Genomic DNA, 16,902 nt, shown 5'->3' with positions numbered 1-16,902 from the left:
AACACAATGATCCGTATCCTTCACACGGCCGATTGGCATATCGGTCAAACTTTACGCGGGTTCTCTCGGGAGCACGAGCACCGCAAGGTGTTTGAGCGGCTCGAAGAGATCGTTGTGGAGCGGGATGTCGATGCCCTCATCATCGCTGGCGACGTGTTTGACAGCCAAAACCCCTCTGGGGAAGCGCAACAGCTCTTCTACAATACGCTCATGCGGCTGAGCCGCGCGAATCCGCGCATGGCTATGGTGATCGCTGCTGGCAACCATGATGCAGCTGGTCGGTTGGAAGCGCCGCGGCCTCTGTTGGAGGCATTCAACATCCGCGTCGTGGGCAATGTGCGGCGGCGCGAAGGGCGAGTCGAGGCGGCCCGTCATCTCGTTCCTATCGCTGATACAAGCGGTTCGGTGGCTGCTCATGTGCTTGCAGTCTCCTACCCAACCGCAGCATGCCTTCCGAATCTGACGCGGCTAGATGGTGAAGTAGAAGAGCTGGCCCCGGTTGTTTGGACAGCGCCCCGCTGGATTTAAGTGGATTCCTGCCGGGTTATGCTGAACGCGGGGCTTTACGATTTTGTCGTTGCGTCGGGAGGGCGTAGCCCGACCAGAGCGACGACAAAATCGTCGGCGACGGTCATGCGGCCATCACCATAGCTTGCGTGCCGAAGTAAGCCTCGTCGGGCGTGCGCCCGTCAAGGCTCGAGTGAGGGCGTCCCTGATTGTAGAAGGCCAGATACTTGGCAATTGACGCTCGCGCCTCGGACACGCTGTCGTAGGCGCGGAGATAAACTTCTTCGTATTTGACCGTGCGCCAGAGCCGCTCGACAAACACGTTGTCGCGCCAGGCGCCCTTGCCATCCATGCTGATGGCGATCTTCGCGTCCAGCAGCACATCGGTGAACTCGAGGCTGGTGAACTGGCTGCCCTGGTCCGTGTTGAAAATCGCGGGCCTGCCGTGCTTCGCCAACGCCTCCTGGACCGCTTCGACGCAGAAGGCCGCCTCCATTGTGATCGAGACGCGATGGGCCAGGACCCGTCGGCTGAACACATCGACGACCGCCGCGAGATAGACGAAGCCACGCCGCATCGGAATGTAGGTGATGTCCATTGCCCACGCATGGTCGGGCCGCTCGATCTTCAATCCGCGCAACAGGTACGGGTAGATCTTGTGACCCGGAGCCGGCTTGCTCGTGTTCGGGCGACGATAGACCGCCTCGATCCCCATGCGCTTCATCAGCGTCGCGATGTGGCGGCGACCGGCGTATACCCCCTCCCGCCGCAGCAACGATCGCAGCATACGCGCTCCCGCGAAGGGATAATCGAGATGCAGCTCATCGAGCCGACGCATCAAGGCAAGGTCCTCGGCCGAAACTGGCCGAGGTTCATAGTAGACCGTGCTGCGAGCCAGCTTCAGGACCTTCGCCTGGCGCACGATAGAAAGATCATGACCGCGGTCGATCATCGCTTTGCGCTCAGCAGGCCCGCCTTGGTGAGCGCGCCGGACAAAAAATCGTTTTCCAACGCCAGCTCGCCGATCTTGGCATGCAACGCCTTCAAATCGACCGGCGTCTCGGCCGATGTCTTGTCATGCCCAAACACGCCGGCGGCGCCTTCCAGGAGCTGGTTTTTCCAGATCGTGATCTGGTTCGGATGAACATCAAACAGTTGCGCCAGCTCCGCCAGTGTCTTGTCTCCTTTGACCGCAGCCAAAGCAACCTTCGCCTTGAATGCCGGAGAATGCGTCCGGCGGCTCTTCTTCGTCATCTTCGCTCCTGATTCGCAGCAAGAATCCTCGCCGCTGTCAGGCAGAAAATCCACTCAAGCTACTGTCCGAATTTGCGGGGCCAGCTCTTAGACTCGCCCGTCATCGCTGGCGTGCGGAGCCTCTATGCTGAATTGGTCGACACGTTACGGGGACCGATGGATGGTCTACCGTTCGTCCTAACGGGACACCTCCATGTCGCGGGCGGTATTGAGTCGGAAGGCGCGGAGCGCAGAATTCTAGTTGGTGGCCAGCATGCTGTGCCGCACGACGTGTTCCCGGCGGAAGCGAGCTACGTGGCGCTTGGCCACTTGCATAAGGCTCAGGCCATCGGTCGTGATACCATCCGCTATTCTGGTTCACTGATTCCCTTGTCGGCGACGGAGATGCCTTACGCGCACGGGGTCACTCTTGTGAGCCTCGACGGAACAACGGTTCTATCCGAACATATCCCGATCGACCGGCCAGTTGCCTTCGTCCGCCTTCCTGAGGCGGGAGATATGCGCTTGAACGAACTTGGTGATCATCTGACGGCAATGAACCTCTCATCGGACCTGCCGCTTCATAAACGGCCATTCGTCCAGATCAGGCTTGCCCGGGAAGGGTTATCGCCCGGGTTCAGAGAGGAGGTCGACCGCATTGCGGAGAGCTTTCCGGCGCGCATCGTCGACACCCGTGTCGCGGCAATACCCGAGGCGTCAAACGACGTGACTTCCGCCGATCCTATGATCCGCCTTGCGGAAAGAGATCCGGAGGATCTGTTCAAGCTCGCATTTGAACGCACCTTCGGCGTAGCCCCGGATGCCACGCATCTCGATGTCTTCCACCGCGCACAGGCGGAGACATAGCCATGCGGATCTTGGCTATCCGCGGCGAGAGTCTGGCAAGTCTTGGTGCTCCTTTCGAGATCGATCTTGCCGCAGAACCTCTTGCAGGTTCCGGCCTCTTTGCCATCACTGGCGAGACCGGCGCCGGGAAATCGACCATCCTCGACGCGCTCTGCCTCGCGCTCTATGGCGAGTATCCACGCGTCTCTGTCGGTCGACGGGAGAATGCGCCCGATCCCAGTGGGGAGGCGATTTCAATTCATGATGGCCGAGCGATCCTGCGCCGAGGCGCCGGCAGCGGATATGCCGAGGTGGATTTCGTTGGGCAGGATGGCGAGCGCTATCGCGTCCGCTGGGAGGCCAATCGGGCGCGAGGGCGAGCAAATGGGCGGCTGCAGAATGAGCAGCGTTCGTTGTATCGACTCGACGACGGCAGCGCGGTGGCGACTGGCAAGACTCAGGTCCGTGAGGCGGTGGGGAGGAGAACCGACCTCACATTCGACCAGTTCCGGCGAACGGTGCTCCTCGCACAGGGCGAGTTCGACGCTTTCCTGCTCGCCGCCGAGAGCGAGCGCGCAGAATTGCTGGAGAAGATCACCGGTACTGAAATCTACGCAGCGATCTCGGTCCGCGTTCACGACGGCACGGACGCTCGACGAAGAAGTGTCGAGCAATTGGAGCGGCGTCGAGACGACATCGGGCTTCTTGATGACGAAGCCAGGCAGGCGCTGTTGGACGAGCAGAGTCAGCTTGCTTCAACCATTGCACAGAAAGGCGCGGAGCGCGATCAACACAACGAGCGGTTAGATCACTTCAAGCGCGTGGCCGCCGCCCGCAGCGACCTCGCGCGGGCTGAGGCTCAAGCGGTCGCAGCGCACGCGGCGCGCGAGGCAGCCGCTGATGAGTATCAATCTCTTGCCGAACTCGATCTTGGCGAGCCGCTTCGTCCGCTAGCAGGCGATTTGCAAAATGCACGGCGGACGGCAGCGAAGGCCCAAACCCGTCTCGACGGTTTGCTTATTGCACGCGAGGAAGCGCAGAAACTACACTCGGAATCTACAACGCAACTGGCGGACGCGGTAACCGCCAACGGAGCGGCAGAAGAGGTCCTCAAGAATTTTGGTCCCCTTTGGAACGAAGCCGAAAGGCTCGACGCCGAGCTGGCGGCAGCTCGGACCGAGTTTAATGATACGCTGGAAAAATCGCAGCAGGCGGAAGCGACACTGCGCGAGAAGGCCGATGCGCTGGCAACGATTGATGAGACTCTCGGTCAGACATCAGAATCGTACCGCACCACTGCGGCGCAATTAAAAAGCCGATCGGATCGCGTTCTTCTTGCTGATCGTCTTGGCGATGCGATGGACTTGTTAGCGAAGCGGGGAGCGCTCCAACAGGAGCACGCTGCAGCTAGGGTGACGGCCGCTGGAGCGGAAGAAACAGCTACGCTGTCGCAAAATGAAATAACTGCGCTGCTGGAGAAGCTCACCGAGGATCGCGAGCGAAAGGATGGCTTAAGTCGTGAAATCGGTGATCGTAGAGCTAGTCTCGCCGGCATCGATGAGGCGACGCTCCACGAACGAGACGTCAACCTGCAGCGCGCGCTTGAGGCTCTGCGCGAGGCCAGCACCGTCTGCGACCAGTATACTCGGGCATCGGCAGATCTAACACGGCGGGAATCGGAACACACGCTGGCGGCTCAGGCGGTAAGCACAGCAAAAAGCCAGATCGTTGAAGCTGAAGCGGACCAGCTCCGCGATCGGACCGCGCGTGCGGAAATTGTTCCGATCGCAGAGCTCGCCGACGAGGCGGTCTCATCTGAGGCCATTCATCTGCGCAGCCTGCTGGCTCCAAATTTGGCCTGCCCGGTGTGCGGCAGCACCGACCATCCCCATCTTGCGCATCCAAGCACGCTGAACGAAATAGCTGCTAGGCTTCGCCGTCGGCGCGAAGAACTTGATACCGCGTTGACCGCGACGGGCCAACGTTTGGACGCTGCAACGCGCGCGCTTTCCGCTGGAGAAGCGCGCCAGGCGGAGACAAATCGCGGCATCGATGTGGCACGTGGACAAGTTCTGGCTGCCAACAGCGCTTTTGGCGAACAGTGGTCGTCGTTGAACGATCTCTGCACGAAGGCTGGGATCGAGGGGAACGCACCTCCCGTTCTCGATGACCAGGCTGCGTCGAAACTGGCGGCCCTCATCTCAGTCGCGATCGCAGAACGATCCGCCATTGCGTCTCCGCTCGCAAGCGCCCGGCGTCTTCGGACAGAGATCGACAGTTTGCAGCGGAAGCATGACGCGCTCGGTGAGGTGATCGAGACGACCGCGCGCTCCATCGACCAAAGACGTTCTAATTTCCACGCTGCGCAATTAAAGGCAACTGAGTACACGGTCCAGGCGGCGGGCCTTGCTGAGCGCCTCATTTCCATCAGCCGTGAAATCACGCCGTTTCTTGCTGCCGCAGGTCTGGCCGTCGACCACCTCGATGTCGATCCCGCCGGTGTTAGCCTCACGCTGTCAACGGTTGCGACGGAGTACGCCGCCCTGCGCGAGCAAGTTGGCCAGCTTGAAATGACGCTCCAGCGCCTGGCGCCCGAGCGTGCGGCGGCGGACGCCTCGCTTCGGCACGCGCAGGCCCAGGTAACGGCGGCGGCTCTTCTTCTCGATCAGCGTCGCCTGGCCGAGGGAGAGAAGGCGCGTGCCAGAGCAGAACTCCTCGATGGCGAGGCGACAGCAAGTCACCGGGCTCGGATCACCGAGGCTTGCCAGACCACCCGTGAAGCTCTTGCTCGTGCGCGCGAGACAAAATCGACCACAGATGCAGCGTTCCAGGCGGCCGGCGCTCGCTGCGACGAGGCCGCCGCTGGATTGGAGACCGCCAAAGGCCGTAACGCGTTAGCCGAAAAGGCATTCAACGCCGCCTGCATGGATATTGCTCGCCCGCCGGATCAGGTTGCGGCGCTGATCGCAACCGACCCAGCATTGAGTGGAGCGTTACGGGTCCGAATTCGGGAGATCGATCGAGGCGTGAACGATGCGGGCACCGCAGTGCTGACGCGTCAGAATGACCTAAACCGGGCGCTGGAAGGGTTCAACGAGACCACCGATGTCGAGGAATTGGCCGCAGTCGTCGCGACGTTGGGAACCGAAATCGGAGACATGCAACAACTGACAGGTGGACTTGCCGCTACGCTCGCGCGAGACGACGAGGCGCGCCGCGCCGCCGCAAATCTATCCGCTCAAATCGAAACTGCGAAAGCGGAACTCGTAATCTGGCATGCAGTCGACGATGCTATCGGCTCGGCCAGCGGTGATCGTTTCCGTCGCTTTGTGCAGGGCATTACGCTCGACCACATGGTGCAATTGGCGAATGATCATCTCCACGCATTAACACCCCGCTATAGGCTCGCGCGAGGGGCTGCGTCCGATCTCACGCTGCATATTATTGATCGCGACATGGGCGACGAGGTCCGCGGCACCCGAAGCCTGTCAGGCGGTGAACGCTTCCTCGTCTCCCTTGCGCTGGCGTTGGCGCTGTCAGGTCTTGAGGGTCGATCGTCCTTTGTCGACACGCTGTTTATCGATGAAGGCTTTGGATCGCTCGATGCGGAGACGCTCGACTTAGCAGTAGATGCGCTGGAGACCTTACAGGGCAGAGGTCAGAAGGTTGGCGTCATCACACATGTCGCTGCCATGATCGAGCGGATTGCCGTGCAGGTGCGCGTGGAAAAGCGCGGTGCGGGCCGATCCGAAATTAGAGTATCTAATAGCATGGGAGCCGCATGGCCTACGACGAGTAGCGCACAATAATATCAGGAGAAGCGACCTCGGAGTGTTCAGGCCGGAAGAGGAGATACATGGAGAAGTATCATATCAAGCTGACTGAGAGCGAGGCCGCGATACTCGCGAAGGTCGATCTCTGGGAATCTCATCGCAATCATGATGAGGGCCACGCAGCTTATAAAGCCAATGCGCAGCCGATCCTTACCTTGCTCCAATCTCTGAGCGATAGATCCGCAATTCCCCAAGAAAGACTGAATTACTGGAATGACCCCCGATACCATCAGGGGAGGATCAAAGCGTCGCGTAAGGGTCTATTCGAGAGAATGGTTGCAGAGGTACCGACATTTACACGCATCCACATTTTATCCGTTATCTTCGATATTTTCTGTTTGGTGCCGATCTTCCCGACGACGTCATTGCAGCATTTGAGGAGAAAGTCGGTAACCCACAGTGGGTTTCCTCTAGTGATGTCATTCCGATCGGTAAGGATGCTCGGGATCTCACCCGCCAATATCGTCTGGACAAGACGGATGCACCAGAAGAGTTCTTTAAACTTTGCCTCGACATGGGGCTTAGCTTGACGACAGCCGAGAGCGTCATGCGGCGGTCAAACAAATTCGATAGAATATGGACAAACTGACGCTGAACTATGTCTGGGAGCGGATACCGGTCGTACTGCGGCGGACGGGAAGAGGGCAGCGCTTGCGCGTTCGACTTCCCTTCGCAGAAGCGAATCGCCAGTGGCTTCAGAATGATAGACGAACGTCGCCTATTTGGATTGCCGGCAAGAAATACTGGGAACTGCCGAAAGCTTGGTTCAACGATTTCATTGAACGCTCGTTGGCCGAATATGGCAAGGTCTACGTTATTCAGCCCTACCGTGAGCAGGAGAAATGCTCTCCTGCGTGCCAGAATGCGACTGGGCATGAGTGCCAGTGCTCCTGCATGGGCCTCTATCACGGCGCCGGAAATGACGGCAGTTGGTTCGAGGTATCCGATACTTTCGCTGCGCGTTGGGGCGAGCAGGAGCTCGCCTGTCGACTAATGACGGCGAGGTAGGATGTCTGCTGGGGGAGGATGCATTTTGACCAAAGGCTCGGCCGACCGGCTGGCGGCAGCGCCATTGTCGTGCTTGTTGGGTTTAGCGATGCGTAAAGGGGAGCAATAAACGTGCTCTATGCCTGGGTCGGCGACCAGAAGCGCGCCCCCGTCGCGAAGGGAGAACGGACCACGTGTCGCGACTGCGGCGGCTTGCTCACCGCCGTCATGCCCGTCGAGAACACGTCCCACTGGCGGCACAAGGCGGGTGATTGCGATCCCTGGAGCGAGCCGGAGGGAGCCTGGCACCTCGGCTGGAAAGAACTCTTCGACATGTCCTGCCGCGAGATCGCTCTACGCGACCCGACGACAGGAGAGCTGCACCGCGCCGACGTCCTCGTCGGCAGCGGCACCCCGCGCGCGACCGTCCTTGAGCTGCAGCACTCCTCGATCAGCGAGGATGAGCGAAACGCGCGGGAGGCCTTCTATCGGCGCGGGCACCGGATGTTCTGGCTGGTCCACATTCACAGCGAAAGCTCGTTCCTTGGGACGTACTTCAATATGTCGCTCGATTTCGGATCACGGGTCGTAAATCTCGACGGCAAGGAATTCGCGATCATGCGCTGGGTGGGCCCGAACAAGCAGTTCATCGAGAAGTGGAAGCGTGCGGTAGCCCACGTCTTCTTCAATGCAGGGCCTTACATCTTCTACCTTGCAGGCCCCGGCGTAGCGTCTCGTCTTGGAGGCCCCTTGAAGCGCGGCGAATTCGCTCTCTGCGCCCTGACCCGCGATGAGTTTCTGCGAGCTGTCCGCTGGGAGGATACTGCTCCCTCTTGACGGCTTGCTCGTATTGAGCGGCGCCACGCCAGAGCACTTTGCATGGCTGCCGGTATTCCTGATTAAACACAATGCGAGCGCTCGGGACAAAGCTCGCTGACAGTAGAAGGTGATGTTTGCCAATGAAGATATTTTGGTCATGGCAGAGTGATCGCGATCCGAAGTTGCATCACTACTTTGTGCGCGATGCGCTGAAGGACGCCTGCAAGCTCATCGCCATCGATCCCGACTATGAGGAGGCGGAGCGTCCCGAGGTCGATCACGATACCAAGAATGTCGCTGGAACCCCGGACATCACGAAGACCATCCTGGAGAAGATCGCCGGCGCGAACGTCTTTGTCGCGGACATGACCCCGGTGGGCATGACCGCCCCTGCAGCACTTCAGCCCAACATACCTGCCGAAAAGCGTTCCGAGCCCAAATACCTCCAGAACCCGAACATCATGTCCGAACTCGGCTACGCCGAGCATGCGCTCTCACAGGGCCGCATCATTCTCGTAGCGAACGGCGCGCATTATCCCGGTCCCGTGGCGCTTCCCTTTGACTGGCGTCACCGAAGCGGCGCGAAGGTCTACACCCTCAAGGATGGAGCCACGAAGGAGGAGATCAAGGCCGAGCAGAGGCGCTTCGCGGAGGTGCTGAAGAGCTGCATCCTGCCCATCCTGGCTGAGCAGGCTCCGGTAAAGGCACCACCACCCCCAATTTCCTGGCAACCGTCGAGCAGTAGCGATCCGACCATTTGGCCGGCGGCTGAGAAGAAGCTCGAATTTCGCAACAATGCAATGGAAGAGCGGCGCCGGAATGTCCAACTGGGAAAAGGGACGCGGATCTTCGCGCGCATCGCACCTAGCACTACTTTGGCAGAATGTGTTTTGGCCGCTGCTTTTCAAGGATTTGCTTTCGGCAATATGGGCATTGCTGAGGCGGCGGCCGAAGGATGGAGATCGACGATGGCGTGGCGTACGGCGGGCATGGTTGGTTGAGGCGGAGGCCCGTTGATTCTTTTTTTTCCGCCCCGCGTATGCGAGGCGACGATGTTGCAGGAAGGCGTAGGCAATCATTGTCATAAGGGCGTGGCGATGAAGACCTTGCCATGATCGCCCTTCGAAGTGATCAAGTCCAAGCTCCTCCTTCAACTGTTGATGCGCCTGCTCACAAATCCACCGTGCCTTGATGGTGGCGGCCAGCGTGCGCAGATCCGTCGTCGCCGGAAGATTGGCGAGATAGTATTTCCTCTCCCCGGAGGCACGTTGCTCGCCAATGAGCCAGGCTTCGTCGCCTGGGAGATGCTGCTGACCTTTATCCCATATCCGCTGCGGAGGGCCGTCGGCGGTGCGGACACGGAGAGCAGCAAATCGGGCTTTGAGCCGACCTTTCGTCCCGCTACGCCAACTCACGGTTTTCCATTTGGCGCTGGCCAGCATTTGTTCTGCCGCAATCGATAAGATATCGGGCACGTGGTGCTTTCGTGGTTTGCCACGGACTTTGGTGATCGGCCAAATGAGCTTCACATCGACGGGATACACTTTCTGGTGCCGAGGGATACCGACCGCCCAGGCCAGCCCGCGCTCTGTTAGCCCTTGTCGAAACGGTGCGCTGAGGCCGTATCCTGCATCCGCCAGCACACATCCAAAGCGCATGTTGGCTGCCATCGCGCGGTCAATCTCGGCCAAAGCGATCTCCGGCTTGGACCGTGGCGTTCGGTGTTCGACTGGCACGCGAGCGCGCTTCAAACGGGGCATGTCGCTTGTCCAGCTGTCAGGCAGAAAGAGACGTAACGCGACCATCACTGGCACTTCGCCGCGCGCAAGCGTTAAAGACACCAGCGTTTGGCAATTTGCAGTTTTACCGAGAGCCGATGCGTATTGCGCCGCAACACCGACCGATCGCTCACCCTTCTTCGGCAGTGAGGTGTCATCAATAACCAGCACCGCATCCCTGCCGCCGACAAGTCGGTCCGCCTGATTGAGCAGTTCTGTCTCCAGCGGCGTCGCGTCCCAGACACCGTCCGCAATGAAATGGTGCAACTGGTCGTAGTTGCTCGTGGCAAGGCGTTCCGCCATCGGCTGAACGCTCTTGCGATCGCCAGGACCGATCAATCCCGCAACATACAGAGGACACATCCGCTGCCGGGTCTTATGACCCAGCCGGTCCAAGAACGGCATCAGCCAGCGTTCGAGTTCGTCTTCCCATCCCGGCATGGTCAGCCCTCCAAGAGCCGACCACCCATGAATCATTGAAAAATTGATTCGGGAATCCTATAAAACGCGGCAAAATCAACAATCTGTTCGCGGTAGGGACACCCATCACTGGGCGCCCCCCGCGCAGATCCCGGCGAGCCCAATTAAGGCACCGGGCTCCTACCTCGGGTGTTTGACGGCGAAGCGCAGCTTCGGCCATGGATGAAGGATGCGAGCCTTGGGAAGCCAGTCGTCGGTGATCTGCGTTATGCGATCCCAGGTCAGACAGGTCCGCTGACTGCGCCGCCGAAGCGTACGCCTCCAGAGATCGGTCAGGTAGAACCGAAACGCATTGAGCGCTCGGCCATTCGTCGGAACAGCAAAGTACGCAAAGTGGCCGGTCAAGACCTGCCTCAGCCATCTCCCCTGTGCAGGGATCGGCCAGTGCATTCGGCGCCTCAGCTCCTCCTTGATTTCGCGGAGTTTGGTTCGCATGCGGTCGCCACGGGTCTTCCGTTGAAGCTGGAAGCGCCCTCGGCGTGATTTGCCGCAGATAAACGTGAACCCCATGAACGCAAAGGTTTCCGGCTTTCCGAGTCCGCGCTGCTTGCGTTGAGCCGCCGCATGGCGACCAAACTCAATCAGGCGGGTCTTGGCCGGATGGAGCGTCAGCTCGAACTCCTCCAGTCTCGCGCGCATCGCGTCAAGGAAACGACGTGCGTCATCCTCGCGCTCAAAGCCGACTACTACATCGTCCGCGTAACGCACGATGATCATGCCGCCGGAGACCTCGCGCTGTCGCCAGCGTTTGGCCCACAGGTCGAGAGCGTAGTGCAGGTAGATGTTGCCAAGGAGCGGTGAAATCACCGAACCTTGACCCGTTCCCCTGTCATCAGCGGTTACGACGCCGTCTTCGAGAATACCCGCCTTCAGCCATTTCTGAATGAGGCGGATGATGCGCTTGTCGCCGATCCTATGTTCCAAGAAGCGAACCAGCCAAGGTTGACTGACTGCGCCAAAGAAATTTTGGATGTCGGCGTCAATGATCCAGTTCACCTGCCGCGTCTCGATCGCTGTGCAGAGCGCGTCCAACGCATCATGTGGTCCTCTGCCGGGCCGAAACCCGTAGGAAAAGCCACAGAAGTCTCCTTCGTAGATGGCGTTGAGCACGATGACGGTGGCCCCCTGGACGATTTTGTCTTCGAGAGCCGCGATCGCTAACGGACGCTGCTTGCCGTCTGCTTTTGGTATGTACGTCCGGCGAGACGGTTGCGGGCGGTACGTTCCTCGTTGGACCCGTTTGTGCAGATCGGCGAGCCGGGGCTCGAGATCTTCCTCGTAGTCCTGCCACGTCATGCCATCCACTCCGGGAGCAGCCCTACGCCTGAGCGCAAAGAACGCCGCCCGCAGTGTATCGACATTGATGTGGTGAAAGAGCGCGGTGAACCGGTCCTTCTTCCTCAGCCTTGCGGCTGTCCGTACGCGGTCCAGCGACTGGGTCATGCGAGCCCGGCCCTGTGTCCGGTGCATGCGCTGCTGTTCCGCGTTTCCCTTGGTCCCCGGCCTTGGCTCCGCCCACTCCGCCGCCAGTAATCCAGCTTTGTTCGTCGGCTTCTCAGCTACTATGCCAGAGTCAGACTTCTCCGTGTCATGCATCAGCGGCTACGGCTCCTCGCCTTCCCGCTGCGGACCACCTCCTCCGAGGAGGAAGATGGCCGACCCGGAGATATCCCGGTTCCCGTACAAGGAGCTTCCATGCATGCCAGGGTCTACGACCACGCCGGGTTGGACGGGTGCTCGCAATTGCGCACTCATCCATGTTGCCTTCCGCTCTTTGGACAGCGTCGGCTCCCGAGATAACACTGTTTCGCGGCTCAATGGCTGGCCTGCATGCTCCCCTACCGACGCTTCGCCGACACCCTCGCGGACGCCTGCGCACGGCTCGGGGCCGATGTGGTTCGCTACACCTTCATCGCAATGGACTTTCACCATCTCCTCCTTGCCGGTCTCCCGGCGCACCCAAAGTAGTGCTAGGGTCCAGACTCAATTGAGCCAATATGCGACGAGAGCGGCGAGATGAACAGCGGCCAAAAAATTACGGGCGAGCTTGTCATATCGCGTGGCGATGCGCCGGAAGTCCTTGAGCCTGCAAAAGCAGCGTTCGATGACATTTCGTCCTTTGTAGGCGCGTTTGTTGAAGCGATGGATGACGACACGGTTAGATTTATTGGGGATTACGGGCTTGGCGCCACGACGAATGATTGCGCCGCGAAGCTTGTCGCCATCATACCCTTGGCGAGGAGCACGCTCATGGGTGGCGCGAGCGCCAGGACATCGGGAGCCGCAGCGATATCGGCATCCTGGCCTGGAGTCAGATGCAGGACGACCGGCCGGCAGAGCGGATCGCTCAGCGCATGGATTTTTGTCGTGCGGCCTCCGCGCGAGCGGCCGATTGCTTGATTGTGCTCCCCCCTTTTCCGCCGGAGGCACACCGGTGAGCTTTAATCGAGGTCGAGTCGAGCGACAGTACGACGCCGTCTTCGCCAGGCTTGGCCAGCGCTTCGAAGATTGCGCACCATCGTCCTCGCTTGGCCCAGCGATTGAAGCGATTGTAGATCGTCGTGTAAGGGCCGTATTCACGTGGACAATCACGCCATCGTGCACCCGATTGCAGCATGTGAATGATGCCGCTGACGGTGCGTCGGTCGTCGTCCCGATCCGGCCCCGTCAGTCCCCTCGGCAGATGCGGTTCGATACGCGCCCATTGCCTGTCGTTCAGCCAAAACAAACCAGCGCGCATTCTCTCGCCCCCGAATCAACACGTAGGCAAGAGAATCACGTGGCGCTATTTAGGTACAGACCCTAGTGCGCGCAAGCGCTCGTCAGCCCAGATGGCAATTGATGAGGGCGCGCCGCCTGTGTTCGATGGGACGGACCAGATGGTCGATCGCCGACGCCTAAGCTATGAAGAGCTGCCTGCCAGTTGTCCGCTAATGGCCCGCAACCCGACGCGTCCACACGATTATCAAGCGACGGCAGGCACTGCACTTTTCAATTCGGCTCGCTCCACGGCCAGCGGGCGGTGCTCGACGACATGGAATGGCTGGGCGACGAGCATATCGGGCGAATTACGCCCTCCTGTTACAGGAGTTGAAGAGGGACATTCCGGATCTGGCGGCCCGGACTCGTTCGTGGAGTTCGTGACAACCCATGTGCTGCGCTACACTATCCTTCCGCTTTCATTATTATTCCCGAGCAGGCAACCGCCCATAATGCCATTTGTTGCATTAGCAGCCCAGTTGTTCGCAAACAAATCATCGACATCCTTGCTCGGGAGCCCCCCACCGGGATTCGCCGCTTGTTGAACAAAGGCTTGCGCCAGCGAGTGCCGAAACGCAGAGATGCTTTCCGCATCCATGGGCGAGATCTCGCAGACCAAAGCTTTACTGTCGGCATCCATTAAGACCTGTGGACCAAAAGCAGTACCGCTCGGGTTTGACGCCATAATCAACGTGAAGCTAATTTTGACCCCGGCCGAGGTCGTAAAACTATGAGATGCCAAAGAAACTAGCCTCTGCATCAGCATCGAACCGACAGGCGCCTCCGCACGGAGAGCCGGACCATTCTGCCGGAACGATCCTGCAGGAGCGAACGACGCCACTCGAGGCCCTTTGTCTGCTCTCCTCTTTAGAACGTCTTCGTCGGGATAATTTGACGGCTCGTCACTGCTCAGCGTCATCGATCGATAGCGCAGACGCGAGGGCGCTGGAAGAATCACAGGAGCCAATACAGCGTTGCACGGTGCACCCGCATTAGCCCCATTGAAGCTGAACAGATCCGCACCCCGCTCAAAGAGCTCCCCTCGTATGGGCTGGTTGTCACTGAAAAGATGGAGGGCTTGGCATTCCGACTGAAAATTATCAACAAGTAGGATGGAAGAAACAATCAGCATCCCGGCACAATCACTCCGATAGCCGGAGCGTTTTGCCATGGCTCCGCGGTTGCTCACCACCAGCAAAAGCAAGGCCGCAAGCACGCTCACGAAGTACAAAAACACCAGCCTAGTACCCGGAATCAGAGCTGAGTGATACGGCGGCCTTTGAAACGGCGTTGACGGACCTTTTTCTTGGTCCAGACGAAGGGCTCGGCTCTGTCGTTGTATGCGTTGACGTAGGCATCGATGTGTTCCTGAAGCTGCTTGAGGCTCGTGAAGGAGGTGCCGCTGAGCGACTGCCCCTGCAAGATGGAAAACCATACTTCGACCTGATTGAGCCATGACGCACTTGTCGGCGTGAAATGAAATTGCACGTTGGGGTGGGCCTTGAGCCAGTCCTCGTTCTTTTTATGGGTGTTGAGGTTGTCGAGGATGTCGTGAAGCTTGCGGTTCGGAAAAGCCGCGGTGACGCTGTTCATGAAATCGAGAAACTCGACGCGGCGCCGGCGTTTTGAATGGGTCGCGATGATCTTTCCGGTGGCGACTTCGAGCGCCGCAAACAATGTTGTGGTGCCATGCCGCTTGTAATCGTGGCTTTGGCCGGTTAAGGCGCGGCCATTGGGCAACTTCAGATAACCCTGCGCTCGCTCCAAAGCCTGGATCGAGGGCTTCTCGTCCACGCACAGCACAATGGCCTTCGCCGGCGGCGCGACATAGAGGCCGACAACATCGGCGGCTTTGGCCGTAAAGTTCGGGTCGTTGCTCTCGCACCAGGACTTGCGAGCCACCAGGTCAATCTTGTGGCTGCGCAGGAACCGCCAGACATATTGGACATCGACATCGCCCAGCGCCTCGGCCAGCAGGGGGCCGGTCCAGCGCGCAAACCCTTGCGGTGGCGGCTTATCCAGCAGCTTCAGAATCCGCTTGTCGGTCGTCTTCGTATAGATCGGCTGCTTGCCAGGCCGCGGCTTGTCTTGCAGCCCTTCAAGGCCATGGTCGGCATAGCGATGCCGCCAAAGGCTGACAATCCGCGGCTGGACCCCAACTTCCTTGGCGATCGACCGGGTGCTGCGCCCATCCGCCGCCAACAGAACTATCCGCGCCCGCTTCAAATCGCGCTGCAACGTCACCGGTGAGCGACAGCACGCCTCAAGCACCTTGCGATCTTTCCTCGAAAGGTGGACTTCTCTTGCTTCGGGTATCATCCCGACCTTGAATCACGACTCACGTTCCAAGAAAAGTGGGTACTAGTGAACTCAATCGATACGGCCCTCATCAGAAGTTCCTTCACCCCGATGTTATGGGGCATCACATGCTAACCGATGTCCGCCCTGCACTGAGCCCTGATGCCACATTCATGCCAAAGGCCCCTGTTGTTTGCGGACGCTTGTCACTTGCGTTCGCCAAACGACGTCCGGGTATAAACCCCTTGCTGAGCAGATCGACAATCTCGATGTCCTAAGAACAAATGGCCGTCGGCATCACGTCTGATAAGTCCGACCGCTGAGGGCGGAGACGCCAAGCCAACGCGACCTTATTGCTTGAAGCCTAGTTTCATGTTGCCTCAGAGTAAGCTGACGACCACGGCGCTCGTGGCGACACGCGAGAAGGCAACCTTCAGCACCCCCCCTGGAAAAGCGATCCGAGATGTTCGTCCGCGAACCAAGCAAGGGACGTGTCGATGAAAATCGCAGCTGCTCTGCGTCTTCTACGAATGTTTGTAGCGTCGGAAGTCAGACATTGTTTCAGAGCTGACAATCGACTCTGTTAAAGTTCTGACAACACGCTGCGCAAGAAGGGGTGGCATCCCGGTCCATAGTCCAAATATTGTCATCAGAACTTTAGCGATGATCAGAGCTACAGCTGTGATGCAACGGGCAGCGTGACCGTTTCCGTATATGGTAAGAACGACCGGAGCGCAGGGGACTGCGCTCCCATTTTCATGGGGCATCTTTTTCCAAGGCACCACGTCAGGAGTGTATTGTCGCTCTGTCAGTGGCGAGAACACTTCCGCTGGTTCTGGCGACAGCGACGTTCGGCGCCGGTGCGCTCGTATCCATAACCGACGCTACATTGAACGCGCGCCGAACCAGACGGCCGCAGACCGCAGCATTTCTCACCTGAGCGTAGGCACGGATCGCACAGCTGTCCCTGTGCTGCGGTCTATGGTGGCAAAGAAAGAAGGAGCAGACTGCAATCAATCCTACCGGGACGCGACATTTCCCCTCCTCATTTAAGGACAGCGGCAGTCCATCTACCATCTGTGAAATCAATCGTCCGCTCGACCGCGAGCCCCCCGGCTCCCTTGTGCGGAGAGCTCGCTCTATTTTTCGACATCGGGTATTCGACAATACCTGACACTACCGGAGCGCCGTCGCTTCCGTCGCGCGGCACAAGGGCTCGATCCTGCACGCCGACTTTCCTATACGGTGCTATTGCAAAGTGGCGGCCGTGTCTCAGAGGTTCTGGCGCTCACAGCTGCTGCTGTTGAACTGAAAAGCGGAAGCGTAGCGCTTCTGACCCTCAAGCGTCGAAAGAGTGACGT

11 protein-coding genes and 2 pseudogenes are annotated in these 16,902 nt (G+C 59.3%); 6 read left to right on the top strand and 7 right to left on the bottom strand.

The genetic code is table 11. The features are described from left to right. Positions 1-6 precede the first annotated feature (6 nt). Positions 7-528, top strand: coding sequence for an exonuclease subunit SbcD (locus ACE10W_RS06420; protein WP_011084725.1), 522 nt, complete (start codon positions 7-9; stop codon positions 526-528). A 103-nt stretch (positions 529-631) separates the two neighbouring features. On the opposite strand, the gene ACE10W_RS06415 is transcribed toward ACE10W_RS06420, so the two are convergent. Beyond that, positions 632-1,761 (bottom strand): IS3-like element ISRj2 family transposase gene (locus tag ACE10W_RS06415; protein ID WP_109866565.1). Its coding sequence is split into 2 segments (ribosomal slippage): positions 632-1,509 and positions 1,509-1,761, totalling 1,131 coding nucleotides; the frame shifts between segments, so codons are not numbered across the junction. Positions 1,762-1,917: 156 nt separating this feature from the next. On the opposite strand from ACE10W_RS06415, the gene ACE10W_RS06410 reads away from it, so the two are divergent. The 5 genes from ACE10W_RS06410 (at position 1,918) to ACE10W_RS06390 (ending at position 8,243) form a co-directional block, all read left to right on the top strand. After that, positions 1,918-2,607 carry an exonuclease SbcCD subunit D C-terminal domain-containing protein gene (locus tag ACE10W_RS06410; protein ID WP_018648594.1) on the top strand — a complete coding sequence of 230 codons (690 nt, stop codon included), beginning with the start codon at positions 1,918-1,920 and terminating at the stop codon, positions 2,605-2,607. A gap of 2 nt (positions 2,608-2,609) precedes the next feature. Next, positions 2,610-6,395 (top strand): AAA family ATPase, encoded by a 3,786-nt coding sequence (locus tag ACE10W_RS06405; protein ID WP_018648595.1) that lies wholly within the window; start codon positions 2,610-2,612, stop codon positions 6,393-6,395. 47 nt (positions 6,396-6,442) lie between these two features. Beyond that, entirely contained in the window at positions 6,443-6,949 is a 507-nt protein-coding gene (locus ACE10W_RS06400; RefSeq protein ID WP_080668323.1) for a hypothetical protein, read from the top strand. A 46-nt stretch (positions 6,950-6,995) separates the two neighbouring features. Continuing rightward, positions 6,996-7,427: a hypothetical protein gene (locus ACE10W_RS06395; protein WP_018648597.1), complete on the top strand. Its 432-nt coding sequence runs from the start codon at positions 6,996-6,998 to the stop codon at positions 7,425-7,427. Between the two features lie 111 nt (positions 7,428-7,538). After that, the gene (locus ACE10W_RS06390; protein ID WP_011084720.1) at positions 7,539-8,243 is read left to right on the top strand and encodes a competence protein CoiA; all 705 of its coding nucleotides are present in this window, start codon (positions 7,539-7,541) and stop codon (positions 8,241-8,243) included. Between the two features lie 137 nt (positions 8,244-8,380). On the opposite strand, the gene ACE10W_RS06385 is transcribed toward ACE10W_RS06390, so the two are convergent. The 6 genes and pseudogenes from ACE10W_RS06385 to ACE10W_RS06360 form a co-directional block, all read right to left on the bottom strand. After that, entirely contained in the window at positions 8,381-8,713 is a 333-nt protein-coding gene (locus tag ACE10W_RS06385) for a hypothetical protein (RefSeq protein ID WP_080668322.1), read from the bottom strand. A 416-nt stretch (positions 8,714-9,129) separates the two neighbouring features. Next, positions 9,130-10,480 (bottom strand): annotated as a pseudogene (locus ACE10W_RS06380) (IS701-like element ISBj6 family transposase). A 123-nt stretch (positions 10,481-10,603) separates the two neighbouring features. Beyond that, positions 10,604-12,079: a group II intron reverse transcriptase/maturase gene (gene ltrA / locus ACE10W_RS06375; protein ID WP_011084718.1), complete on the bottom strand. Its 1,476-nt coding sequence runs from the start codon at positions 12,077-12,079 to the stop codon at positions 10,604-10,606. Between the two features lie 387 nt (positions 12,080-12,466). Further along, positions 12,467-13,245 (bottom strand): annotated as a pseudogene (locus tag ACE10W_RS06370) (IS5-like element ISBj2 family transposase). Positions 13,246-13,643: 398 nt separating this feature from the next. Beyond that, positions 13,644-14,480, bottom strand: a complete 837-nt coding sequence (locus ACE10W_RS06365) for a hypothetical protein (RefSeq protein ID WP_011084715.1) — start codon at positions 14,478-14,480, stop codon at positions 13,644-13,646. A gap of 17 nt (positions 14,481-14,497) precedes the next feature. Further along, positions 14,498-15,562, bottom strand: coding sequence for an IS630-like element ISRj1 family transposase (locus ACE10W_RS06360; protein WP_253574549.1), 1,065 nt, complete (start codon positions 15,560-15,562; stop codon positions 14,498-14,500). Positions 15,563-16,902 lie beyond the last annotated feature (1,340 nt).

The sequence above is a fragment of the Bradyrhizobium sp. B025 genome, assembly GCF_042257955.1.
Taxonomy (GTDB): domain Bacteria; phylum Pseudomonadota; class Alphaproteobacteria; order Rhizobiales; family Xanthobacteraceae; genus Bradyrhizobium; species Bradyrhizobium diazoefficiens.
The sequence above is the reverse complement of the archived record's forward strand: the minus strand, read 5'-3'. Positions and strand labels throughout refer to the sequence as shown.